Source organism: Methylopila sp. 73B (genome assembly GCF_000526315.1).
GTDB lineage: Bacteria > Pseudomonadota > Alphaproteobacteria > Rhizobiales > Methylopilaceae > Methylopila.
In genome coordinates, this window is record NZ_JAFV01000001.1 from 3,524,440 (window position 1) to 3,547,402 (window position 22,963).

The 22,963-nt window shown below is 69.7% G+C and carries 18 protein-coding genes; 9 read left to right on the forward strand and 9 right to left on the reverse strand.

Annotation, left to right across the window (positions count from 1 at the left end; genetic code table 11):
* The first annotated feature begins 110 nt into the window (after positions 1–110).
* Entirely contained in the window at positions 111–2,327 is a 2,217-nt protein-coding gene (locus K244_RS0116910; protein WP_020187473.1) for a 3-hydroxyacyl-CoA dehydrogenase NAD-binding domain-containing protein, read from the forward strand.
* Positions 2,328–2,568: 241 nt separating this feature from the next.
* Here K244_RS0116910 and secA read toward each other — a convergent pair whose 3' ends face one another.
* The gene (secA, locus tag K244_RS0116915; RefSeq protein ID WP_020187474.1) at positions 2,569–5,289 is read right to left on the reverse strand and encodes a preprotein translocase subunit SecA; all 2,721 of its coding nucleotides are present in this window, start codon (positions 5,287–5,289) and stop codon (positions 2,569–2,571) included.
* A 231-nt stretch (positions 5,290–5,520) separates the two neighbouring features.
* Between secA and K244_RS0116920 the strand changes: the two genes are divergently transcribed.
* The 4 genes from K244_RS0116920 (at position 5,521) to K244_RS0116935 (ending at position 8,501) form a co-directional block, all read left to right on the forward strand.
* The gene (locus tag K244_RS0116920) at positions 5,521–6,453 is read left to right on the forward strand and encodes a peptidylprolyl isomerase (protein ID WP_020187475.1); all 933 of its coding nucleotides are present in this window, start codon (positions 5,521–5,523) and stop codon (positions 6,451–6,453) included.
* Positions 6,454–6,562: 109 nt separating this feature from the next.
* Positions 6,563–7,795, forward strand: a complete 1,233-nt coding sequence (argJ, locus tag K244_RS0116925) for a bifunctional glutamate N-acetyltransferase/amino-acid acetyltransferase ArgJ (protein ID WP_020187476.1) — start codon at positions 6,563–6,565, stop codon at positions 7,793–7,795.
* 43 nt (positions 7,796–7,838) lie between these two features.
* Complete coding sequence (locus K244_RS0116930) at positions 7,839–8,255, forward strand: (deoxy)nucleoside triphosphate pyrophosphohydrolase (RefSeq protein WP_036306969.1); 417 nt, start codon at positions 7,839–7,841, stop codon at positions 8,253–8,255.
* Between the two features lie 51 nt (positions 8,256–8,306).
* Positions 8,307–8,501 carry a Flp family type IVb pilin gene (locus K244_RS0116935; RefSeq protein ID WP_020187478.1) on the forward strand — a complete coding sequence of 65 codons (195 nt, stop codon included), beginning with the start codon at positions 8,307–8,309 and terminating at the stop codon, positions 8,499–8,501.
* 15 nt (positions 8,502–8,516) lie between these two features.
* Here the strand turns inward: K244_RS0116935 and K244_RS0116940 are convergent, their stop codons facing one another.
* The 3 genes from K244_RS0116940 to trpS all read right to left on the reverse strand — a co-directional run bounded on the left by K244_RS0116940 (position 8,517) and on the right by trpS (position 10,766).
* Positions 8,517–9,083: a NifU family protein gene (locus K244_RS0116940; RefSeq protein WP_024816572.1), complete on the reverse strand. Its 567-nt coding sequence runs from the start codon at positions 9,081–9,083 to the stop codon at positions 8,517–8,519.
* Positions 9,084–9,193: 110 nt separating this feature from the next.
* Positions 9,194–9,688: a universal stress protein gene (locus K244_RS0116945; protein ID WP_020187480.1), complete on the reverse strand. Its 495-nt coding sequence runs from the start codon at positions 9,686–9,688 to the stop codon at positions 9,194–9,196.
* 40 nt (positions 9,689–9,728) lie between these two features.
* Positions 9,729–10,766, reverse strand: coding sequence for a tryptophan--tRNA ligase (gene trpS / locus K244_RS0116950; protein WP_020187481.1), 1,038 nt, complete (start codon positions 10,764–10,766; stop codon positions 9,729–9,731).
* Between the two features lie 114 nt (positions 10,767–10,880).
* On the opposite strand from trpS, the gene K244_RS0116955 reads away from it, so the two are divergent.
* Together K244_RS0116955 and K244_RS0116960 are read left to right on the forward strand one after the other, a co-directional pair.
* Positions 10,881–11,882: an adenosine kinase gene (locus K244_RS0116955; RefSeq protein ID WP_020187482.1), complete on the forward strand. Its 1,002-nt coding sequence runs from the start codon at positions 10,881–10,883 to the stop codon at positions 11,880–11,882.
* A 266-nt stretch (positions 11,883–12,148) separates the two neighbouring features.
* Positions 12,149–13,222: a dipeptidase gene (locus tag K244_RS0116960; protein WP_020187483.1), complete on the forward strand. Its 1,074-nt coding sequence runs from the start codon at positions 12,149–12,151 to the stop codon at positions 13,220–13,222.
* Positions 13,223–13,349: 127 nt separating this feature from the next.
* On the opposite strand, the gene K244_RS0116965 is transcribed toward K244_RS0116960, so the two are convergent.
* The 5 genes from K244_RS0116965 to cysG all read right to left on the reverse strand — a co-directional run bounded on the left by K244_RS0116965 (position 13,350) and on the right by cysG (position 18,250).
* Positions 13,350–13,886: a DUF934 domain-containing protein gene (locus K244_RS0116965; RefSeq protein WP_020187484.1), complete on the reverse strand. Its 537-nt coding sequence runs from the start codon at positions 13,884–13,886 to the stop codon at positions 13,350–13,352.
* A 156-nt stretch (positions 13,887–14,042) separates the two neighbouring features.
* Positions 14,043–14,819: a phosphoadenylyl-sulfate reductase gene (locus tag K244_RS0116970; protein ID WP_020187485.1), complete on the reverse strand. Its 777-nt coding sequence runs from the start codon at positions 14,817–14,819 to the stop codon at positions 14,043–14,045.
* A complete protein-coding gene (locus K244_RS0116975) occupies positions 14,806–16,467 on the reverse strand; it encodes a nitrite/sulfite reductase (RefSeq protein WP_020187486.1) in 1,662 nt (553 codons plus the stop codon). Before K244_RS0116975 ends, K244_RS0116970 begins: the two co-directional genes overlap by 14 nt.
* Positions 16,468–16,479: 12 nt before the next feature.
* Entirely contained in the window at positions 16,480–16,815 is a 336-nt protein-coding gene (locus tag K244_RS0116980; protein WP_020187487.1) for a DUF2849 domain-containing protein, read from the reverse strand.
* A gap of 16 nt (positions 16,816–16,831) precedes the next feature.
* The gene (gene cysG, locus K244_RS0116985) at positions 16,832–18,250 is read right to left on the reverse strand and encodes a siroheme synthase CysG (RefSeq protein ID WP_020187488.1); all 1,419 of its coding nucleotides are present in this window, start codon (positions 18,248–18,250) and stop codon (positions 16,832–16,834) included.
* A 268-nt stretch (positions 18,251–18,518) separates the two neighbouring features.
* Here cysG and K244_RS0116990 point away from each other — a divergent pair, with 268 nt between their 5' ends.
* A complete protein-coding gene (locus tag K244_RS0116990) occupies positions 18,519–19,727 on the forward strand; it encodes an efflux RND transporter periplasmic adaptor subunit (RefSeq protein WP_020187489.1) in 1,209 nt (402 codons plus the stop codon).
* 11 nt (positions 19,728–19,738) lie between these two features.
* Positions 19,739–22,951 (forward strand): multidrug efflux RND transporter permease subunit, encoded by a 3,213-nt coding sequence (locus K244_RS0116995; protein ID WP_020187490.1) that lies wholly within the window; start codon positions 19,739–19,741, stop codon positions 22,949–22,951.
* Positions 22,952–22,963: the final 12 nt, after the last annotated feature.

Genomic DNA, 22,963 nt, shown 5'->3' on the forward strand with positions numbered 1-22,963 from the left:
TCGTCCCGACCGAGCGCAAGCGAGAGCCGGGATCGTCTGGAACATGAAGCGCTTTTTCGGCTGACGATCCCGGATCGGCCTTCGGCCGTCCGGGATGACGGAGACGACAGATGACCGAGACCAACTTCAAGACCGAGCTCGACGGCGACGGCATCCTCACGATCGTCTGGGACATGCCCGGCCGCTCGATGAACGTGCTCTCCGCGGACGCCATCCTCGAGCTGTCGGCGCTCGTCGACCGGGTGATCGCGGAGGAGGCCGTGAAGGGCGTGGTGATCTCGTCCGGCAAGAAGGCGTTCTCCGGCGGCGCGGACCTGACGATGCTGGAGGGCATCGGCCGGCTCTACGCCCGGGAGAAGGCGCAGAACGGCGAGGTCGCGGCGGCCGGCGTGGTGTTCGAGGAGAGCCGCAAGCTCAGCCAGCTCTACCGGCGGATCGAAACCTCCGGAAAGCCCTGGGCGATCGCGCTCCACGGCGTATGCCTCGGCGGCGCGTTCGAGCTGGCGCTCGCCTGCCACTGGCGCGTCGCGGCGAACGACGGTTCCACCCGCGTGGGCCTGCCCGAGGTGAAGGTCGGCCTATTCCCGGGCGCTGGCGGCACCACCCGCGTGGCGCGCATGCTGCCTCCGCAGGACGCGCTGCAGATGCTGATGAAGGGCGAGCAGATCCGCCCCGACAAGGCGCGCGCCATGCGCCTCGTCGACGAGGTCGCGCCCAGGGACGAGATCGTCGACCGCGCCAAGGCCTGGCTGAAGGGAACGCCGAAGGCCGTGAAGCCCTGGGACGAAAAGGGCTTCAAGCTTCCCGGCGGCCCGGTGTGGTCGAAGCCCGGCTTCATGACCTTCCCGCCCGCGAACGCCATCTACCGCCGCGAGACGCAGGACAACTACCCCGCCATCCGCGCCATGCTGCAGGTGGTGTTCGACGGGCTGCAGCTGCCGATGGACCTGGCGCTCACCGTCGAGAGCCGGCACTTCGCCAAGGTGCTGCGCTCGCCGGAGGCCGCGGCGATGATCCGCACGCTGTTCGTCTCCATGCAGGAGCTGAACAAGGGCGCGCGCCGCCCGGCCGGCGTTCCCGAAGCCGCGATCCGGAAGGTCGGCGTCGTCGGTGCGGGCTTCATGGGCGCCGGCGTCGGCTATGTCAGCGCGCAGGCCGGCCTCGAGGTGGTGCTGGTCGACCGGGACCAGGAGGCCGCCGACAAGGGCAAGGAGTTCGCCCGCAAGCTGATCTCCGACCAGGTCGCCAAGGGCCGCGCCTCGGGCGCTGACCGCGACGCCCTGCTCGGCCGCATCACCGCGACGCCGGACTACGCCGCGCTGTCGGACTGCGACCTCGTGATCGAGGCGGTGTTCGAAGACCCCAAGGTCAAGGCCGAGGTCATCGCCAAAGTGGAGGCCGTGCTGAAGGACGGCGCGACCTTCGCCTCCAACACCTCGACGCTGCCGATCTCCGGCCTCGCCAAGGCCTCGAAGCGCCCGGAGAATTTCGTCGGCATCCACTTCTTTTCCCCCGTCGAGAAGATGCTTCTGGTCGAGGTGATCGAGGGCGAGCAGACCGGGGACAAGGCGCTCGCGACCGCGCTGGACTACGTCCGCGCCATCAGGAAGACGCCGATCGTGGTGAAGGACTCGCGCGGCTTCTTCGCCAACCGCTGCGTCATCGCCTACATGCTTGAAGGCCACCTGCTGCTGACCGAGGGCGTGCCCGCCGCGATGGTGGAGAACGTCGCAAAGCAGGCCGGCATGCCGGTCGGTCCGCTCTCGCTGAACGACGAGGTGGCGCTCGACCTCGGCCTGAAGATCGTCAACGCCACCAAGGCCCAGCTCGGGCCGGACGCCGTGAACCCGGCGCAGGAGAAGTTGCTCCGCACGCTGGTCGAGACCGAAGGCCGGCTCGGGCGCAAGAACCGCAAGGGCTTCTACGACTATCCCGAGGGCGGCAAGAAGAGCCTGTGGCCCGGCCTCGCCGACCTGCAGGAGACCAAGCTCGACCCGGACGCGCTTGATGTGACCGAGATCCGCCACCGCCTGCTGGTGACGCAGGCGCTGGAGGCGGCGCGGACGGTGGAGGAGGGCGTGATCACCGACGTGCGGGAGGCGGACGTGGGCGCCATCCTCGGCTTCGGCTTCGCGCCCTACACCGGCGGACCGCTGAGCTGGATCGACGGCATGGGCGCCAAGGCCTTCGTGGCGCTGGCGGAAGGGCTTGCGGCCAAGCACGGCCCCCGCTTCGCGCCTAACGCCCTGCTCAAGGACCTCGCCGCCAAGGACGACACCTTCTACGGCCGCTTCGCGCCGACGAAGGCGCCCGCCGAAGCGGCGTAGAGCGAGGCGGCATGGTCCCCCTCCCCTTGCGGGGAGGGGTCAGGGGTGGGGGTGGCGCAGAATCAACCTCGCGGGTCGAGGCGGGCTCGGGCGCGGTTTCGCGGGCGGAGGCTCGTCCGGAACCACCCCCACCCCCGACCCCTCCCCACAGGGGGGAGGGGAGAAGGGCGGCGCCGCTCGCCCAAACAAAAAAGGCCGGACAGAGCGTCCGGCCTTTTTTCGTTTCCGCGCTTCGCCAGCCTCAGGCGTAGGCGCCGTGGCAGTGCTTGAACTTCTTGCCGGAGCCGCAGGGGCAGGGGGCGTTGCGGCCGACGGCGGACCAGGTGGTCGGGTCGTTCGGGTTCACGCTCTGGGGCCAGGCGCCGTTCTCGTCCGCGGCGGAGGCGTAGGACTGGTCGGCCAGCGCCATCTCGTTCTCGCCGGTATGCGGATCCTGATGGATCGCATGCATCTCGGGCAGGTCCTCGTCGGCGAGCGGCGGCGGCGACTGCACCAGCTCGACGCGCATGAGCTGAGCGGTGACCGTCTCGCGCAGGCGCGCCAGCATGGCCTCGAACAGCTCGAACGCCTCGGACTTGTACTCGTTCAGCGGGTCTCGCTGGGCGTAGCCGCGGAGGCCGATCACCTGGCGCAGGTGGTCGAGCGTCGCGAGGTGCTCGCGCCAGAGGTGGTCGAGCGTCTGCAGCAGCACCGCCTTTTCGATCTGGCCGGTGATGTCCGGGCCGAAGCGTTCGGCGCGGTCGGTCGCGGCGGCGTCCGCCGCCTTGGTGATCCGGTCGCGGATCTCCTCGTCGGCGATGCCTTCCTCGGCGGCCCAGGCCACGATGGGAAGGTCGAGGTTCAGGACCTCGCGAACCTCCTCCTCGAGCTCCTTCGAGCTCCACTGCTCGGGATAGGCGTTGGCCGGGATGTGCTTCGAGACGATGTCGTCGATGACGTCGTGGCGCATCTCCGCGATCGGCCCGGAGATCGACTCGGCGGAGAGGAACTCGAGCCGCTGCTCGAACACCGCTTTGCGCTGGTCGTTCATGACGTTGTCGTACTTGAGGAGGTTCTTGCGGATGTCGAAGTTCCGCGCCTCCACCTTCTTCTGGGCCTTCTCCAGCGCCTTGTTCACCCAGGGGTGGATGATGGCCTCGCCCTCCTGGATGCCGAGCTTCTGCAGCATGCCGTCGATGCGGCCGGAGCCGAAGATGCGCATCAGGTCATCTTCCAGCGACAGGAAGAAGTGGCTGCGGCCGGGGTCGCCCTGGCGGCCGGAGCGGCCGCGGAGCTGGTTGTCGATGCGGCGGCTCTCGTGCCGCTCGGTGCCGACCACGAACAGGCCGCCAGCGGCGAGCGCCTTCTGCTTCTTCTCGGCGATCTCGGCCTTGATGATCGCGATCCGCGCCTCCCGCTCAGGACCTTCCTCGACGCCTTCGAGCTCGCGCTCGATGCGCATCTCGAGGTTGCCGCCGAGCTGGATGTCGGTGCCGCGGCCCGCCATGTTGGTGGCGATCGTCACCGCGCCCGGCACGCCGGCGTCGGCCACGATGAAGGCCTCCTGCTCGTGGTAGCGCGCGTTCAGCACCTGATGCTCGACCTTGGCGCGCTTCAGCGCCTCGGACAGCGTCTCGGACTTTTCGATCGAGGTGGTGCCGACGAGGATGGGCTGGCCGCGCTCCGCGCAGTCGCGGATCAGCTCGATGATCGCGGCCTCCTTCTCCCGGGCGGTGCGGTAGACCTCGTCGTGGTCGTCCTTGCGCTGCACCGGCAGGTTGGTCGGGATGTCGACGACCTCAAGGCCGTAGATGTCCAGGAACTCCTCGGCCTCGGTCTGGGCCGTGCCCGTCATGCCGCCGAGCTTGTGGTACATGCGGAAGTAGTTCTGGAAGGTGATCGAGGCGAGCGTCTGGTTCTCGGGCTGGATCTTGGCGCCTTCCTTGGCCTCGAGGGCCTGGTGGAGGCCCTCCGAGAAGCGCCGGCCCGGCATCATGCGGCCGGTGAACTCGTCGATGATGACGACCTCGTCGCCGCGGACGATGTAGTCCTTGTCCTTCGAGAACAGCTTGTGGGCGCGGAGCGCCTGCGTGACGTGATGGACGACGGTGACGTTCTCGACGTCGTAGAGGTTCTCGCCCTTGAGCATGCCGGCTTCGGCGAGCATGGCCTCGATGTGCTCGTTGCCCTTCTCGGTCAGCGTCGTGGTGCGCTGCTTCTCGTCGATCTCGTAGTCGTCCGGGTCGAGACGCGGGATGAAGGCGTCGATCGCGATGTAGAGGTCCGAGCGGTCCTCCATCGGACCGGAGATGATGAGCGGCGTGCGCGCCTCGTCCACCAGGATCGAGTCGACCTCGTCGACGATCGCGAAATGGTGCCCGCGCTGGACCATGGCGCGGACGTCGTACTTCATGTTGTCGCGCAGATAGTCGAAGCCGAGCTCGTTGTTGGTGGCGTAGGTCACGTCGCAGGCGTAGGCCTCGCGCCGCTCCTCGTCGTCCATGCCGTGCACGATGACGCCGACCGACAGGCCGAGGAAGCCGTGGATGCGGCCCATCCAGCTGCTGTCGCGCTTGGCGAGGTAGTCGTTGACGGTGACGACGTGGACGCCCTTGCCGGTGAGGGCGTTGAGGTAGGTCGCGAGCGTCGCGACCAGCGTCTTGCCTTCGCCCGTCCGCATCTCGGCGATGCGGCCCTCGTGGAGCGTCATGCCGCCCATCATCTGGACGTCGAAGTGGCGCTGGCCGAGCACGCGCTTGCTCGCCTCGCGGACCACGGCGAAGGCCGGGACCAGCAGGTCGTCGAGGTTCGCGCCGTTCGCGAGCTGGTCGCGGAACTCGGAGGTCTTGGCGCGGAGCTGCTCGTCGCTGAGCGCCGAGAGTTCGGGCTCCAGCGCGTTGATCTGGGCGACCTTCGTGCGGAAGGCCTTGATGCGTCGGTCGTTCGATGAGCCGAACAGGCGTCGGGCGAGACCGCCGAACATGGGCGAACCTTTCAAGACTGGCGCGGACCGTGTCGGAGCGCTCGGTCGGAGGGGCGACGCCGCGGCTCGCGGCCTTCGGACCCCCGGCAATCCCCTCGAATTGGAGCCGCCTCGCGCGCGGCTTGCGGCAGAGGTCGAGATAAGAGGGACCCCGAGGGTTGTCAATGTGAGCCCTTTCGGACACTCTCCCGCGCGATCGGGGCGCCAAGACGCTCAAAATGGAAGGTTCTCATGACATTTTCGCTTCTTCGGGCCCGGCGGTCGGCCGTGCTCGGCGCCGCGTTGACCGTCGCGCTCGGCGCCGCCCTGCCGGCCCTCGCGCAGACCCCGCCGCCCGCTGCCGCCCCCGCGCCGGCCGCGGCCGCCGAGGCCAAGCCGCTCGATCCCAAGACCGTGCTCGCGACCGTCGACGGCGAGGAGATCACCGCCGCCGACGTCGAGATCGCCGCCGAGGACCTGCAGCAGTCGCTCGCCTCCATGACCGAGCCGCAGCGCCGCGACTACACGCTCAACTATCTGATCGATCTGAAGATTGCGGCGAACGCAGCCGAGAAGGACAAGCTCTCGGAGACGCCCGAGTTCAAGCAGCGCATCGCCTATCTGCACGACCGCGCGCTGATGGAGGAGCTGCTCCAGAAGACCTCGAAGGCCGCCGTCACCGACGAGGCGATGCGGAAGCTCTACGACGAGACCGCGAAGAACCTGAAGCCCGAGCAGGAGGTCCGCGCGAGCCACATCCTCGTCAAGACCGAGGACGAGGCCAAGAAGGTCGAGGACCGTCTCGCCAAGGGCGAGGATTTCGCGGCCGTCGCGAAGGAGGTCTCGACCGATCCCGGCTCCGCCAAGCAGGGCGGCGATCTCGGCTTCTTCGGCAAGGGCCAGATGGTCCCGGCGTTCGACGAAGTGGTCTTTAAGTTGGAGCCGAACAAGGTTTCCCAGCCGGTGAAGACCCAGTTCGGCTTCCACGTCATCAAGGTGACGGAGAAGCGCGAACGCCCGATCCCGCCGTTCGAGCAGGTCAAGCCGCAGATCGAGCAGTACGTCGTGCGCACCGCGCAGCAGGACCTGGTGCTGAAGCTGCGCGGCGAGGCCAAGGTCGAACGCACCAAGGCCGGCGAGCCGTCCGAGCCGACGCCGCCCGCGGACGCGCCGGCGCCGAAGTAGGGTTCGCGTTCGCTGCTTCTTGTCCCGGCCTCTTGTCTCGGCTCGAGGCCGGGACCAGAGGCCGGAGCTTGGCTTCGAACTTAGCGCCTCCTGCTTTCGGACCTGTCCCATGTCGACCGCCGTCTCCCCGCTCGCCCCGACGTCCTTTCCGGCGCTCCCCCCGATCCCGGGCGTGACGCTGTCGACCGCCGCCGCGGGCATCCGGTACAAGGGCCGCACCGACGTGCTGCTCGCGACCTTCGCGGAAGGGACCAGCGTCGCGGGGGTGTTCACCCGCTCGCGCTGCCCCTCGGCCGCGGTCGACTGGTGCCGCGAGCGCGTCTCCGGCGGGCGCATCCGCGCGCTGGTGGTCAACTCAGGCAACGCCAACGCCTTCACGGGCAAGAAGGGCCGGGCTGCGACAGGTCTGACGGCGGAGATCACGGCGCAGGCGGTCGGCTGCCCCGAGGCCGAGATTTTCCTGGCCTCCACCGGCGTGATCGGCGAGCCGCTCGACGCCACCCGCTTCGCGGGCGTGATGGGCGAACTGGTCGCCTCGGGCGTCGGCGAGGGCTGGGACGCGGCGGCCCGCGCCATCATGACCACCGACACCTTCCCGAAGCTCGCGACCCGCACGGCCGAGATCGGCGGCGTCACGGTGACGATCAACGGCATCGCCAAGGGCGCCGGCATGATCGCGCCCGACATGGCGACGATGCTCGCCTTCGTGGCGACCGACGCCGCGATCGCCCCCGCCGCGCTGCAGGCGATCCTGTCGGCGGCGGTCGACCGCTCGTTCAACTGCGTGACGATCGACGGCGACACCTCGACCTCCGACACGCTGCTCGCCTTCGCGACCGGCACGGCCGGCAACCCGCTCGTCACCGAGGCCGGCGGGCCAGCGCTCGCCGACTTCGCCGCGGCCTTCGAGGAGCTGCTGGTCGAACTCGCGCAGCTCGTCGCCCGCGACGGCGAGGGCGCGCGCAAGTTCATCACCGTCGAGGTGGAGGGCGCGGAGAGCGACCTTTCGGCCCGGCGGATCGGGCTGTCGATCGCCAATTCGCCGCTGGTCAAGACCGCGGCGGCCGGCGAGGACGCCAACTGGGGCCGCGTGGTGATGGCGGTCGGAAAGGCCGGCGAGCCCGCGGACCGCGACCGGCTGACGATCCGCTTCGGCCCTATTCGCGTGGCCTTCGAAGGCGAGCGCGACCCGGACTACGACGAGGCCGAGACCTCGGCCTACATGAAGAACCAGGAGATCACGATCGGCGTCGAGCTGGGGCTCGGCGCAGGGACCGCCCGCGTCTGGACCTGCGACCTGACCGAGGGCTACATCGCGATCAATGCGGACTATCGGTCGTAATCGCGGCGTCCGCACAACTCCCCTTTAACGTGTGGTCGCCATCATGTCCGCGGACGTAAAGCCCAAGCTCGTCCTAGTCGTCGCCTGCGCATTGGTCGACGCCGACGGCCGCGTGCTTCTCGCGCAGCGGCCGGAAGGCAAGACCCTCGCGGGGCTCTGGGAGTTTCCCGGCGGCAAGGTCGAGGCGGGCGAGCGGCCGGAAGAAACCTTGATCCGGGAACTTGCCGAAGAGCTCGGCGTCACGGTCGAGGAGCCATGCCTCGCGCCGCTCACCTTCGCAAGCTACGCCTACGAGACCTTCCACCTGCTGATGCCGCTCTACGTGTGCCGGCGGTGGACGGGGATCGTAACGGGCCGGGAGGGACAGGCGACGCGCTGGGTCCGCCCGCAGGCGCTCCGCGACTATCCGATGCCGCCGGCCGACGAGCCGCTGATCGCGCACCTCGTCGCCCTGCTCTGACGCCCGTTCCGCCGATCGACACGCGCAGGACGCGCGGACGGGGGAATTGGCATGGCGGGGCAGGTTCAGGCGGCGCTTCGGCGGTTCGCGCGCGACGAGCGCGGGGCGACCGCGATCGAGTACGCGCTGATCGCAAGCGTCATGGCGGTCGCTTTGGTCGCCACCGTCTTCGTCCTGGGCGACGTCGTGCGGGTCCGGTACTTCGAGCGGATCGCGAATGAGTTCAGGGCGCTGTCGGGCGGCTGAGGCGCCGTCTGCGCCTCAGGTCGCGACGGGCCGGACTTCCTCGACTTCCGGCACGAAATGGCGAAGCAGGTTCTCGATGCCCTGTTTGAGCGTGGCCGTCGACGACGGGCAGCCGGAGCATGAGCCCTTCATGTCGAGATAGACGACGCCTTCGCGGAATCCGCGGAACGTGATGTCGCCGCCGTCCTGCGCCACCGCGGGGCGCACCCGGGTCTCCAGCAGGTCCTTGATGGTGTCGACCGTCTCGGCGTCGGCCTCGTCGAAGAACTCGTCGCCCCCCGTCGCCGCCTGCGCGCCGCCTTCGGCGACCAGCGGCCCGCCCGCGAGGTAGTGCTCCATGATGGCCCCGAGGATCGCGGGCTTCAGGTGCGGCCACTCGCCGCCGGCCTTGGTCACGGTGATGAAGTCCGAGCCGTAGAACACGCCGGACACGCCGTCGATCGCGAACAGGGTCTGGGCGAGGGGCGAGCGCGCGGCCTCGTCGGCGTTGCGCATCTCCAGCGTGTCGCCGGGCAGCACGTCGCGGCCGGGCAGGAACTTGAGCGTCGCGGGATTGGGGGTCGCTTCGGTCTGGATGAACATCTTGAGGTCAGCCTCCGGGTTCAAGGCGCGGAGCCTTCGCGCCGGTCGCGGCGCCTGTCGTCAGACAGATGGTGGTTTTCAACCGCTCGGTCAAATGCTGGGGCCGGGCGTCAGGCCAGCGAGTCGATCTGGTCGTCCGTCAGATGGCCGGGAACGATCGCGACCGGGATCGGGAAGGTGCCGGCGGAGCGGCCCGCGATCTGCGTGACGAGCGGGCCTGGCCCTTCCGCGCTGACGCCGGCCGCGAGCACGAGCAGGGCGACGTCCTCGTCCTCCTCGATCGCCGCGACCAGCTCCTCGGACTTCGCGCCCTCGCGCACCAGCAGTTCGGCCTCGACGCCCGCGGCGTCGCGCGCCTTGGCGGCCACCCGCGCCAGATGCGCCCTGGCCGCCGCCGCGGCCTCCTCCCGCATCACGTCGCCGACGCCGAACCAGTGCTGGAACTCCCCCGGCGTGATCACCGTGAGCAGGGCGAGGTCCGCCCCGACGCGCGCCGCCCGGCGCGCGGCGAAGCGCACGGCGCGGTCGCATTCCTCGCTGTCGTCCACGACGACGAGGAACTTCGGCCGGTGCCCGGCCTCGTAGGAGCGGCGCTGCGCGATCATGACGGGAGGATGCGCGCGGCGCGGTGGCCGCGCAACGCCGTCACCGGCGGACGAAGCCGACGATGTCCTTCACCGACGTCATGGTCTCCGCCGCGATCGCTTCGGCGCGCGCGGCGCCGTCGCCCAGCACGCGGTCGATGTGGCCGGGATCGGCGACGAGGCGCGTCATCTCGGCGTTGATCGGGCCGAGCTTCGCCACCGTCAGATCGACCAGCGCCTGTTTGAACTGCGAGAACTGGCCGCCGCCGAACTCGTCAATGACGCCCTGAGCGTCGGTGTCGGCGAGCGCTGCGTAGATGCCGATGAGATTGTCGGCCTCCGGACGCTCCTTCAGCCCGTCCACGCTCTCCGGCAGGGGCAGCGGATCGGTCTTGGCGCGGCGGATCTTGTTGGCGATCTGGTCGGCGCTGTCGGTGAGATTGATGCGGCTGGCGTCCGAGGGATCCGACTTCGACATCTTCTTGGCGCCGTCGCGCAGGCTCATCACCCGGGTGGCAGGCCCCGCGATCAGCGGCTGGGGCTGCGGGAAGAACTTCTCGGAAAGGCCGTTCGCCGCGATCGACGCCGCGAAATCGTTGTTGAACTTCTGCGCGATGTCGCGTGCCAACTCGAGGTGCTGCTTCTGGTCCTCGCCGACCGGCACGTGGGTGGCGCGGTAGACCAGGATGTCGGCCGCCATCAGGTTGGGGTAGGCGTAGAGCCCGACAGAGGCGTTCTCCCGGTCCTTGCCGGCCTTCTCCTTGAACTGGGTCATGCGGTTCAGCCAGCCGAGGCGGGCGACGCAGTTCAGCACCCAGGCGAGCTCGGCGTGCTGGGGGACCTGGCTCTGGTTGAAGACGATCTGCTTCGAGCCGTCGACGCCGGCGGCGAGAAACGCGGCGGCGACCTCGCGGATCGACTTCTTGAGCTCGACCGGGTCCTGCCAGACGGTGATCGCGTGCATGTCGACCACGCAGTAGATGCAGTCGTAGCCTTCCTGCAGCTCCACGAAGCGCTTGATCGCGCCGAGGTAGTTGCCGAGGTGGAGGTTGCCGGTCGGCTGGACGCCGGAGAAGACCCGCTGGGACGCGCTCGTCATCTTGGATTTGCCCTCTGAACGAGGGCGCGTTATGGCCTCCGCCCGGCGGCCATGCAAGGCCTCGCCGCCCCTCACGCCGCCCGCCGACCCCGCCTTTCGGAGCGTTTATCCACCATGTCGCACGCGAACTACGACGTCCTCGGCATCGGCAACGCCATCGTCGACGTGATCGCCGTCGCCGAAGAGGATTTCCTGACCGCCGAAGGGCTGGCTAAGGGCTCCATGACGCTGATCGACGAGGAGCGCGCCGAGGCGCTCTACGGCCGCATGGGCCCCGCGATCGAGGCCTCCGGCGGCTCGGCCGCCAACACGCTCGCGGGCCTTGGCTCGCTGGGCGGGCGCGCCGCCTTCCTCGGCAAGGTGAAGGCGGACACGCTGGGCGGCGTCTTCGCCCATGACATCACGGCGATCGGCGTCCACTTCCCGTCCGCCCCCGCGACCGAAGGCGCCGCCACCGCCCGCTGCTTCGTGCTGGTGACGCCGGACGGCGAGCGCACCATGAGCACCTACCTCGGCGCCGCGCAGGCGCTCGGGCCCGACGACATCGACGCCGCGACGGTGGAAGCCGCGCATGTCACCTATCTCGAGGGTTACCTATGGGACCCGCCCGCGGCCAAGGAGGCCTTCCGCAAGGCGGCCGACATCGCCCACGGCGCCGGCCGGCAGGTCGCGCTGTCGCTGTCGGACTCGTTCTGCGTCGATCGCTACCGGGCGGAGTTCCTGGAACTGATCCGCGCCGGCGTGGTCGACATCCTGTTCGCGAACGACAGCGAGCTGAAGGCGCTCTACGAGACCGGCGACATCGAGGCCGCGCTGCAGGCGGTCGCGGCCGACGCCAAGCTTGCGGCGGTGACGCTGGGCGCGGACGGCTGCGTGGTCCTCCAGGGCGGCGAGCGGGTCTCTGTGCCGGCGGCTCCCGTCGACGGCGCGATCGTGGACAAGACCGGCGCGGGCGATCTGTTCGCGGCCGGCTTCCTGTTCGCCCACGTCCGCGGCCTCGGGCTCCAGCGCTCGGGCGAGCTCGGTTCGCTCGCCGCGGCGGAGGTGATCTCGCATGTCGGCGCAAGGCCGCTCGTCAGCCTCAAGACGCTTGCGGAGAGCCGCGGCCTGATCTGAGCCCTTCACGGCGTCCTCACCGATCCGCAGAAAGCGCGGGCATCCCTCCCTCGACAGAGGGGAGGGTGGACGGGCGAAGCCCGGCCGGGTGGGGTGGAGTCAGAAAGAGGCGCGCCGCCGCAGCGCTCGACGCCCGAGACCCCACCCGACCTCGGCTGCGCCGAGGCCACCCTCCCCACGCCTTCGGCGCGAGGAGGGATCCCCGCGCCCGTTCCTGAGGCGCTCGTCCCGTTGCGCCGCCGGCCTGCGCCTGATCTCCTCGCGCGATGACCGACGCGCCGACCATTCCCGTCTTCGACGGCCACAACGACACCCTCCTGCGTCTTCACATGAGCGGCGACGACGACCGGGGCGTGGGGGCGTTCCTGCAGGGCGGCGTCGGCGGGCACATCGACCTGGCGAAAGCGCGCGAGGGCGGCCTCGCCGGCGGCATGTTCGCGATCTTCACGCCGTCGCCACAGCTCGGGGTCGACTACCTTGAGCTGATGCGGGCCGCGACCTACGACGTGCCGCTGCCCGACCGCCTGCCGCTCGGCGACGCGCAGAAGGCCGTGCTCGCGATGGCCGCGCTGCTCCTGCGGATCGAGCGCGCGTCGGAGGGCGCCGTCGCGGTCTGCCGCAGCGTCGCCGACATCCGCGCGGCGATGGCGGGGGACGCGCTCGCGACCGTGCTCCACATCGAGGGCGCCGAGGCGATCGACGCCGATCTCGACGCGCTCTACGCGCTGCACGCCGCGGGCCTGCGGTCGCTCGGGCCGGTCTGGAGCCGGCCGACGATCTTCGGCCACGGCGTGCCGTTCCGGTTCCCGGCCTCGCCCGACATCGGGCCGGGCCTCACCGAAACGGGCAAGCGCCTGGTCAGGGCCTGCGACGAGCTCCGCATCGTGTTCGACCTCAGCCACCTCAACGAGGCCGGATTCTGGGACGTCGCGAAGCTGTCCGCCCGCCCGCTGGTCGCGACGCATTCCAACGCCCACGCGCTGACGCCGCACGCCCGCAACCTGACCGACGCGCAGCTCGCCGCCATCCGGGAGACGGGCGGCCTCGTCGGGCTGAACTTCGCGACCTGCTTCCTGCGCGAGGACGGCCGCATGCGCGGCGACACCGCGCTCGACGCCATGGCGCGGCACCTCGACCACCTGATCGCGGCGCTCGGGGTCGACCACGTCGGCTTCGGTTCGGACTTCGACGGCGCGATCGTCCCGGACGCGCTCGGCGACGCGAGCGGCCTGCCGCGCCTGCTCGCGCATCTCAAGGCGCACGGCTACGACGACGCGACGCTGGAGAAGATCGCCTGGCGGAACTGGCTGGCGCTGCTGGAGCGCGTCTGGGGGGAGTGACGTCGGCCGTCATCCCGGACGCGGCGGAGCCGCGAGCCGGGATCGCCCGTTGGAGGCCCGGGCCAACGACCTGTTCGGATCACGGTCCCGGCTCTTCGCTTCGCTACGGCCGGGATGACGCGTGGGTTCACCCCGGCTTGCGCGCCCAGGGCCGCGTGCCGGCGGGGACCTCCGCCTGCTGCGTGGAGCCGGTCGGCTGGTAGTAGAACGGCACGTCGGGCCACTGGCCCTCGGCGAGCTGCTTGCGCGTCACGGGGTTCGTGACCGCGAACGAGTCGAAGCCGCAGCGGCGCATCAGCGGCATCTGGTCGATCAGCACGTCGCCGACCGCGCGGATCTCGCCGGCGTAGCCGTAGCGCTCGCGCAGCAGCCGGGCGGACGACGAACTGCGGCCGTCCGAATACTTGGGGAAGTTCAGCGTGACGAGGGCCACGCGGTCGAGATGCGGCGCAAGCTCCTCGATCGCCTCGTTCGGCTCCACCGAGACGCCGAGCGGCGCGTTGCGGGAGACGAGCGCGTCGCGCTCCGCGAGAAAGCGCTCCAACGGCAGGATGGCCGGACCGTCGGAAACCGCCTCGTCCTCCGCCGCGCGGGTCCATTCGTCCGCCTGGAAGCGGCCGTCGCGCCAGATCGTCAGCTCGGCGTCGTTGGTCTCGGTCGTCATCGAATCCTCGTCATCCCGGCCAGGCGGCGGAGCCGCGACGAGCCGGGGTCGTCGTTAGAATAAAGCGCTGGCCGCAAATGGCGATCCCGGAGCGCGGCCTTGCGGCCCGCGTTCGGGATGATGATACCGCGGCTGAGACGCAAGGGCGCGCGGGCGTTAGATTCCGCTGCCTTCGTTCTCGGGCGTCATCGAGCCGGCGATGTGGATGCCGCACTCGGTCTTGGCGCGGCCGCGCCAGCGGCCGGCGCGGGGGTCCTCGCCCGGCTTCACGCGGTCCGTGCAGGGCGCGCAGCCGATCGAGAGGTAGCCGAACTTCACGAGCGGATGCTCGGGCAGGCCGTGCTCCAGCCGATAGGCCTCGACGTCCTTCCCGGTCCACTCGGCGAGCGGGTTCACCTTGATGCGCGCGCCGTCGCCCTCGAACACCGGGAGTTCGGCGCGGAAGGCGTTCTGGAACCGCTTGCGGCCGGAGATCCACGCGGGGAAGTCGCCGATCGCGTCGGCGAGCGGCTCGACCTTGCGGATGCGGCAGCAGAGGTCGGGGTTCGACTGCCAGAGGAAGTTCTCGGGATCGAGCCGCGCCAGTCGATCGGTCTTGGGACCGACGGAGCGCACGTCGGTGAGGCCGAGCAGCGCGACGAGCTGGTCGCGGTACTGCAGCGTCTCCTCGAACAGCTGGCCGGTGTCGACGAAGATGACGGGCGTCGTCGGGTCCACCTGCGCCACAAGGTGCAGCAGCACCGCGGAGTCCGCGCCGAAGCTCGAGACCAGAGCGATGCGGCCGCGGAACAGGTCCTTCACCGCCGCACGGATCAGCGCCTGCGCGTCCTGGCCGCGATGGCGGGCGTCGAGATGCGCCGCGAGCGACGTCGCGCGCTCCGCGGCGCGGGCGGCGCTGACGCTCGGCAGCGGAACGTTGTTAGGCCGTTCCATAGAGCGCTTCCTTGAAAGGCTGCTGGCCGAGCCTTCGGACAGCCGCGAGGAAAGGTTCATCGGGGCCCTCACGCAACTTGAGATAAGTGTCCACCACGGTCTCGACCGCGTCGACGACGTCTTCCGTCTTGAAGCCGGGGCCGACCAGAGTGCCGACCGAGGCGGTCTCGTCGCCGGAGCCGCCGAGGGTGATCTGGTAGACCTCCTCGCCGCGCCGATCGACGCCCAGCAGACCGATGTGGCCGACGTGGTGGTGGCCGCAGGCGTTGATGCAGCCCGAAATCTTGATCTTGAGCTCGCCGATCTCCTTCTGCCGCTCGGGCGACCCGAAGCGGTTCGAAAGATCCTGCGCCAGCGGGATCGAGCGGGCGTTGGCGAGCGCGCAGTAGTCGAGGCCGGGACAGGCGATGATGTCGGTGACGAGCCCGGCGTTGCCGGTCGCGAGGCCGTGCTCGGCGAGCTTGGCGTAGAGCGCCGGCATGTCGTCGAGCGCCACGTGGGGCAGCACGAGGTTCTGTTCGTGGCTGACCCGGATCTCGCCCTGCGAGTAGGCGTCGGCGAGGTCGGCGATCGCCTCCATCTGGACGTCGGTCGCGTCGCCCGGGATGCCGCCGATCGGCTTCAGCGAGATCGTCACCACGCCGTAGCCCGCCGCCTTGTGCGGCGTGACGTTGTAGGCCGCGAAGTCCGCGAAGGCCGCGCTGTCGGCCTTGGCGGCCTCGAAGGCGCTCGACCGCGACGGCTTCTCCGCCAGCACGGGCGGCGCGAAATAGGCCGTGATGCGCTCAATCTCGGAGTCGGGCAGGCGCAGAAGCTCGGTCTTCTTCACCTCGACGAACTCGGCCTCGATCTGGCGCGTGATCTCCTCCGCGCCGGTCTCGTGGACGAGGATCTTGATGCGCGCCTTGTACTTGTTGTCGCGACGCCCGTGCAGGTTGTAAACGCGCATGATGGCCTCGACGTAGGCGAGCAGGTCCTCCTCGTCGAGATAGTCGCGCACCTTGTGGGCGATCATCGGGGTGCGGCCCTGGCCGCCGCCGACGTAGACCGCAAAGCCGATCCCGCCGTCCGGTCCGCGCTTCAGCTCCAGCCCGATGTCGTGCACCTGGATGGCGGCCCGGTCCTTCGGCGCGCCCGTCACCGCGATCTTGAACTTGCGCGGCAGGAACGAGAACTCCGGATGGATCGACGACCACTGCCGCAGGATCTCGGCGTAGGGGCGCGGGTCCGCAATCTCGTCGGCGGCCGCGCCGGCGAAGTGGTCGGTGGTGACGTTGCGGATGCAGTTGCCGCTGGTCTGCAGCGCGTGCATCTCGACCTTGGCGAGGTCGTCCAGCACCGCCGGAATGTCCTTCAGCGCCGGCCAATTGAACTGCAGGTTCTGGCGGGTCGTGAAGTGGCCGTAGCCGCGGTCGTAGGTGCGGGCGATGTGGCCCAGCATCCGGAGCTGCTTGGACGACAGGGTGCCGTAGGGGATCGCGATCCGCAGCATGTAGGCGTGAAGCTGCAGGTAGACGCCGTTCATCAGCCGCAGCGGCTTGAACTGGTCTTCCGTCAGTTCGCCGGTCAGGCGGCGGGCGACCTGATCGCGGAACTGGTCGACGCGGGCGGCGACGAAGCCATGGTCGAACTCGTCATAGCGGTACATGGGGCGAACTCCTCAGACGCCGGTCGGCCGAAGCAGGTCCGGACGGACCGTGGGGCCGACGGCGCGGATTTCCTCGCGCAGCCGCAGCGGCTTCAGCCGGCCGCCATCGCGCGTGACGTCGATCGGATAGGACTCGACCACCACCTGGGCGGCCTCGGCGCGCTTGCCGGCCGCAACGGCCTCGGCCAGGGCGTCGTCGCCTTCCGCCACCAACGCGGAGTCGATGCGGTCGATCCAGCCGCCGTTGGGCGCGAGGTATACGACGACGCCGTCGGACAGCCGGTTCGCTGTGACGATCTGCGTGGCGGCCTTGGTCTTGGCGGCCGACTTCTGAATGGGCGCGGACATGTTCGAGCTTGAACCTTCAGGCGGCGGCGGTCGTGCCGACGGCCGCGGCGGCGAGGGGGCGGGCGTCGCCGATGTCGGCCTGCGCCAGCGCCTCACCGATGAGAATCAGGACGGGAGCGCCGGCGTCGGCTTCGTGGGCCAGCGCCGGCAGGTCGGCGAGGCGGCCTGCGAAGACGCGCTCGCCCGGGCGGGCGGCGTTCTCCACGGCGGCGACGGGGGTGCGCCCGGACAGGCCCGCCTCCATCAGCCGTTCGGCGACCGCTCCGGCGACCGAGCGGCCCATGTAAACCGCAACGGTCGCGCCGCCAAGAGCGAGCCCCGACCAGTCGGGCAGCGTGCGGCCGTCGAGGTCGTGACCGGTGGCGAACACGAGGCTGGAGGCCACGCCGCGCAGGGTGAGCGGAACCTTGGCGGAGGCGGCCGCGGCGAAGGCGGCGGTGACGCCCGGCACCACCTCGAACGGAACGCCCGCCCGCGACAGGGCGGCCATCTCCTCGCCGACACGGCCGAACACCATCGGGTCGCCGCTTTTGAGCCGCGCGACACGGCGGCCGGCCTTGGCCTCGCGGACCAGGATGGCCTCGATCTCGGACTGGGTGGCCTCGTGGTGGCCCTTGCGCTTGCCGACGGAGATCCGCTCGGCGTCGCGCCGGCCCATGGCGATGACCTCGGAGGGGACCAGCGCGTCGTGGACGATGACGTCGACTTCCTGGAGAACGCGCTGCGCGCGCAAAGTGAGCAGGTCTGTCGCGCCGGGCCCGGCGCCGATCAGCCAGACATAGCCGGCGACGTCCGCGCCGGCGGACAGCTCGCGCAGCGCCTCGTCGCGCGCGCCTTCGAGATCGCCGGCCAGCGCGCGGGCCGCGACGGCGCCCTCGAAGGCGCGCGCCCAGAACCGGCGTCGCGCCTCGCCCGCGGGAAGCATCCGCGCCACCGTCGCCCTGAGCCCGTCGGCGAAGGCGACGAGGCGGCCGAGATCCGGCGCGAGCATGGCTTCGATCTTCGCGCGGACGTGGCGCGCAAGCACCGGGGCCGCGCCCTCGGTGCCGATCGCGATCGCGAGCGGAGCGCGGTTGACGAGCGCGGGGGTGGTGAAGTCGCAGAGCGCGGGGCGGTCGACCACGTTGACCGGAATGCGCGCGGTCCGGGCGGCCGCTGCGATCGCCGTGTCGGCGGCCTCGTCTTCTGTCGCGGCGAACACCAGCACGGCGCCGTCGAGATGGCGTGGCGCGAACGGCTCTTCGACCAGCGTCGCGCCAAGCCGGGCGACGTCTGCGCGCAGCTCGTCCTCCGCATGCGCCGCGACGACGCGGAGCTTCGCCTGCGTCTCGGCGAGCAGGCGCACCTTCGCGGCCGCAGCGGCGCCGTCGCCGACGATCGCGACGACGCGGTCCGCGACGCGGACGAAGGCCGGAAAAGAGGTCAGGCGCGGCATTGGATGTCGGGGCGCTCCGAGAGACGTCCACACAATGGTATTACACATCGAAAATGGCAAGATCACCATATATAACAAAATTAGAACGTATTAAATAGCGGCGGCGTTTGATGCGTTGCGGCAAAGTCACGTTCCGCTTCTCAGAGCGCGCGCCGGTTGCCCTTCGCCGCGCCGCATCCTAAGAACCGTGTCGGGGACGTCCGGACTTTTACGCACGCGCGGCGCGCTCCGCCGCGTGCCATCTCTTTGTTTCGTGCAGGTGACCCCAATGTCCCGCATCGCCGCGTTTTCGCGCTTGGTTCTCGCCCGGCGTCGCCTCGCGTTCGTTTCCGCCGCCGCGCTTCTCGCGCTGTCCGGGGCGGCGCACGCCCAAGGCGCGCCCGGACCGCTTCCCGTCTCTGCGGCGACGCCCATTCAGCGCCGCGTGTCGGACACCGCCGAGTTCACCGGCCGGTTCCAGGCGTCCAGCCTTGTCGAAGTCCGGGCGCAGGTCAGCGGCCAGCTGATGCAGGTGGCGTTCAAGGACGGATCCTACGTCAAGAAGGGCGACCTGCTCTTCAAGATCGACCCGCGGCCCTACGCGGCGTCGCTCGCCCAGGCCGAGGCGGCGATCATCACCGCCCAGAGCAGCGTCGACCTGACCAAGTCCGACGTCGACCGCGCCAAGGACCTGATCCGGACCGGCAACATCACCGATCAGGTCGCCCAGCAGCGCCAGCAGGCCTACGCCGCGGCGCAGGCCAACCTGCAGTCCGCGCGCGCCCAGGCCGACACCGCCCGGCTCAACCTGGAATGGACCGACGTCCGCTCGCCGATCGACGGCCGCATCGGCCGCAAGCTGGTGACCGAGGGCAACCTGATCGCGTCGGGCGCGAGTTCGACCGTGCTGACCACGATCGTGGGCGTCCAGCCGATCTATTTCTACTTCGACGTCGATGAGCAGAGCTTCCTCCGCTACATCGGCTTCGTCCGCTCCGGCGCGCTGAAGCCGGACGAGAACGGCGCGCCGGTGAAGATCGCGCTGCCGAACTCGACCGAGTTCAACATCGAAGGCCGCATCGACTTCACCGACAACCAGCTCGACCAGCAGACCGGCACTCTGCGCCTGCGCGCGACCGTGCCGAACGCGGATCGCTTCCTGACCCCTGGCGTCTTCGGTCGCGTCCAGCTGACGTCCAGCCCCGAATACGAGGCCCTGCTGGTGCCGGACGACGCCATCCTGTCCGACCAGACCCGCAAGATCGTGATGACGGTCGGACCCGACAACAAGGTGGTTCCGAAGGTCGTGGAGCCCGGGCAGCTCAACGGCGGGCTGCGGGTGATCAAATCCGGCCTCGCGCCGGACGACAAGGTGATCGTGAACGGCCTGATGCGCGCGCGCCCCGGCGCGGAGGTGAAGCCCGAGATGGTGGATCCCACCAAGCCTAAGGCGACTCCGGGGCAACAGGGCGCTGCGAAGCCCGGCGAAGCCAAGTAAGGGCGCGCGCCATGGGCATCGGACATTTCTTCGTCGACCGGCCGATTTTCGCGTCGGTCGTCTCCATCGTCCTCATGATCGTGGGCGGCGTCGCGCTGCTCGGCCTGCCGATCGCGCAGTATCCCGAGATCGCGCCGCCGACCATCAGCGTCACCGCGCAGTACCCCGGCGCCAACGCCGAGACCATCGCCGAGACCGTCGCCGCCCCACTGGAGCAGCAGATCAACGGCGTGGAGGGCATGATCTACATGAACTCCCTGGCGACGGGCGACGGCCAGCTTCAGCTGACGGTCACCTTCCAGCCGGGCACCGACCAGGACATCGCGCAGGTCCAGGTGCAGAACCGCGTCAGCCAGGCGGATCCGCGCCTGCCGGAGGCGGTGCGCCGCAACGGCGTGCAGGTGAACAAGCGGTCGTCGGACTTCCTGATGGTCGTCAACCTGATCTCGCCGAACAAGTCGCTCGACACCGTCTACATGTCGAACTACGCGTCGGTGAACGTGATCGACGCGCTGAAGCGCATCGAGGGCGTCGGCGACATCCGGATCTTCGGCGAGCGTGAGCTGTCGCTGCGCGTCTGGCTCGACCCCAACCGGCTCGCGGCCTATGGCCTCGCCGCCGGCGACGTGGTCTCGGCGATCTCGGCGCAGAACGTGCAGGTGTCCGGCGGCTCGCTCGGCGCGCCGCCCTCGCCGCCCGGCACCGCCTCCCAGATCACCGTCACGACCCAGGGGCGCTTCCAGACCCCCGAGCAGTTCAAGCAGATCATCGTCCGCGCCACGGACGACGGCCGTCTGCTGCGTGTGGGCGACGTGGCGCGCGTGGAGCTCGCGGCGCGCCAGTACTCGTCGAACTCCTACCTCGGCGCCGATCCCACGGTGGGCATGGGCATCTTCCAGCGCCCCGGCACCAACGCCACCGACGCCGCGGAGCAGATCAAGTCCGCGATGGAGACGCTGAAAGGCGCTTTCCCGCCCGGGCTCGAGTACCGGATCGAGTACAATCCGACCGAATTCATCAACGAGTCGATCGAGGCGGTCGAGCACACCATCTACGAGGCGGTCGCGCTCGTCGTGCTGGTCGTGTTCATCTTCCTTCAGTCGTGGCGCGCCGCGATCATCCCGGTCGTCGCGATCCCGGTGTCGCTGGTGGCGACCTTCGCGGTCATGTCGGCGTTCGGCTTCTCGCTGAACATGCTGACGCTGTTCGGCCTGATCCTCGCCATCGGCATCGTGGTCGACGACGCCATCGTCGTGGTGGAGAACGTCGAACGCAACATCGCCATGGGCAAGACGCCGCGCGAGGCCGCCCACGCCACGATGGACGAGGTCGGCACCGCCGTCATCGCGATCGCGCTGGTGCTGTGCGCGGTGTTCGTGCCGACGGCGTTCATCCCCGGCATCTCCGGCATCTTCTACCAGCAGTTCGCGTTGACGATCGCCGCTTCGACGGTTCTCTCGGCGCTCGTCTCGCTGACGCTCTCGCCCGCGCTCTGCGCCATCCTGCTGAGGCCGCATGCGCATGGGGGGCGGCGCAATCTCGGCCAGAAGGCGGCGGACCTGTTCAACCGCAACTTCGATCGCGGCGCGCACGGCTACAGCCGCTCCGTCGGCTGGATGGTCCGTCACAGGGCGATCTTCCTGTTGGTCTACGTCGTGCTGATCGGCGGCGCGATCTACATGTTCTCGAGCGTCTCCCGCGGCTTCATCCCGCAGGCCGACCAGGGCTACGCGATCCTGATCGCGCAGCTGCCCGAGGGCGCGAACCTCCAGCGCACCGACGAAGTGGCGCGCCGCGCCGCGGAGATCGTCCGCCAGGTGCCGGGCGTGAAGAACGCGGTGACCATCGCCGGCTTCTCGGGCGCGACCTTCTCGGCCGCCTCGAACGCCGCGACGAGCTTCATCATCTTCGATTCGTTCGCCGATCGAACCCAGCACGGCGCGAGTCAACGCGCGCCTGCGATCCTGGCGGAAGCCCAGAAGCGCTTGTTCGCGATTGAAGAAGCCTTCGTGCTCGCCATTCTGCCGCCGACGGTGCGGGGCATCGGCAACGGCGGCGGCTTCAAGATGTACGTGCAGGACCGCACGAACATCGGCTTCGTCGCGCTCGAAGGCTCCGTGAACGAGCTGATCGCGAAGGCGAACGCGTCCGGACGGCTGAGCCGCGTGTTCACGTCCTTCAACACCCGCGCGCCGCAGGTCTATCTCGACATCGACCGCGTCAAGGCTCAGCAGCTGAACGTGCCAATCCAGAGCATCTTCGAGGCGCTGCAGACGCTCCTGGGCACGGCCTATGTGAACGACTTCACGGCGCTGGGACGCACGTTCCAGGTGAACGCTCAGGCGGACGCGGAATTCCGCGTTCGGCTGGCGGACGTCTACCAGTTCAAGATCCGCTCGACGAACGGCGCGCTGGTCCCGCTCGGGACCTTGGTGACGGAGCGCAACCAGACCGGTCCCTACACGGTCGAGCGCGAGAACATCTACAACGCGATCTCGATCCAAGGCGACGCCGCGCCGGGCGTCTCCACCGGCGAGGCCATCGCCCTGATGGAGAAGCTGACGGCGGAGACGCTGCCCCCCGGGGCCGCGTTCGAGTGGGTGGACCTCGCCTATCAGGAGAAACTCGCAGGCAACACCGCCGTCTTCGTGTTCGCCCTCGCCATCCTGTTCGTGTTCCTGTTCCTCGCCGCCCAGTACGAGAGCTGGGCGCTGCCGCTCGCCATCATCCTGATCACGCCGCTGTCTCTGCTGGCGGCGCTGCTCGGCGTGGCCGCGAGGGGCTCGGACAACAACATCCTCACCCAGATCGGCTTCATCGTGCTGATCGGCCTCGCGGCGAAGAACGCGATCCTGATCGTGGAGTTCGCCCGGCAACGCGAGGACGAAGGCGAGAGCGTGATCCAGGCGGCGGTCGACGCGTGCCGCGACCGCTTGCGGCCGATCATCATGACGTCGCTCGCCTTCTCGCTCGGCGTGGTGCCGCTGGCCTTCGCGACCGGCGCCGCGGCGGAGCTTCGCCAGGCCATCGGCACGGCGGTGCTCGCGGGCATGGTCGGCGTCACGATCCTCGGCCTGTTCCTTACGCCGGTGTTCTACGTCGCGATCCGCCTGCTGGTGGATCGCTTCCGCGGCGGGAAGCCCAAGGCGGGCGGCGCCGAGCCCTCCGGCGGCGGCGACAAGGCGCATGAGGCGCCCCACGACGCCGCGCCTCGGCCGGCCTGAGCGTACGCCTGG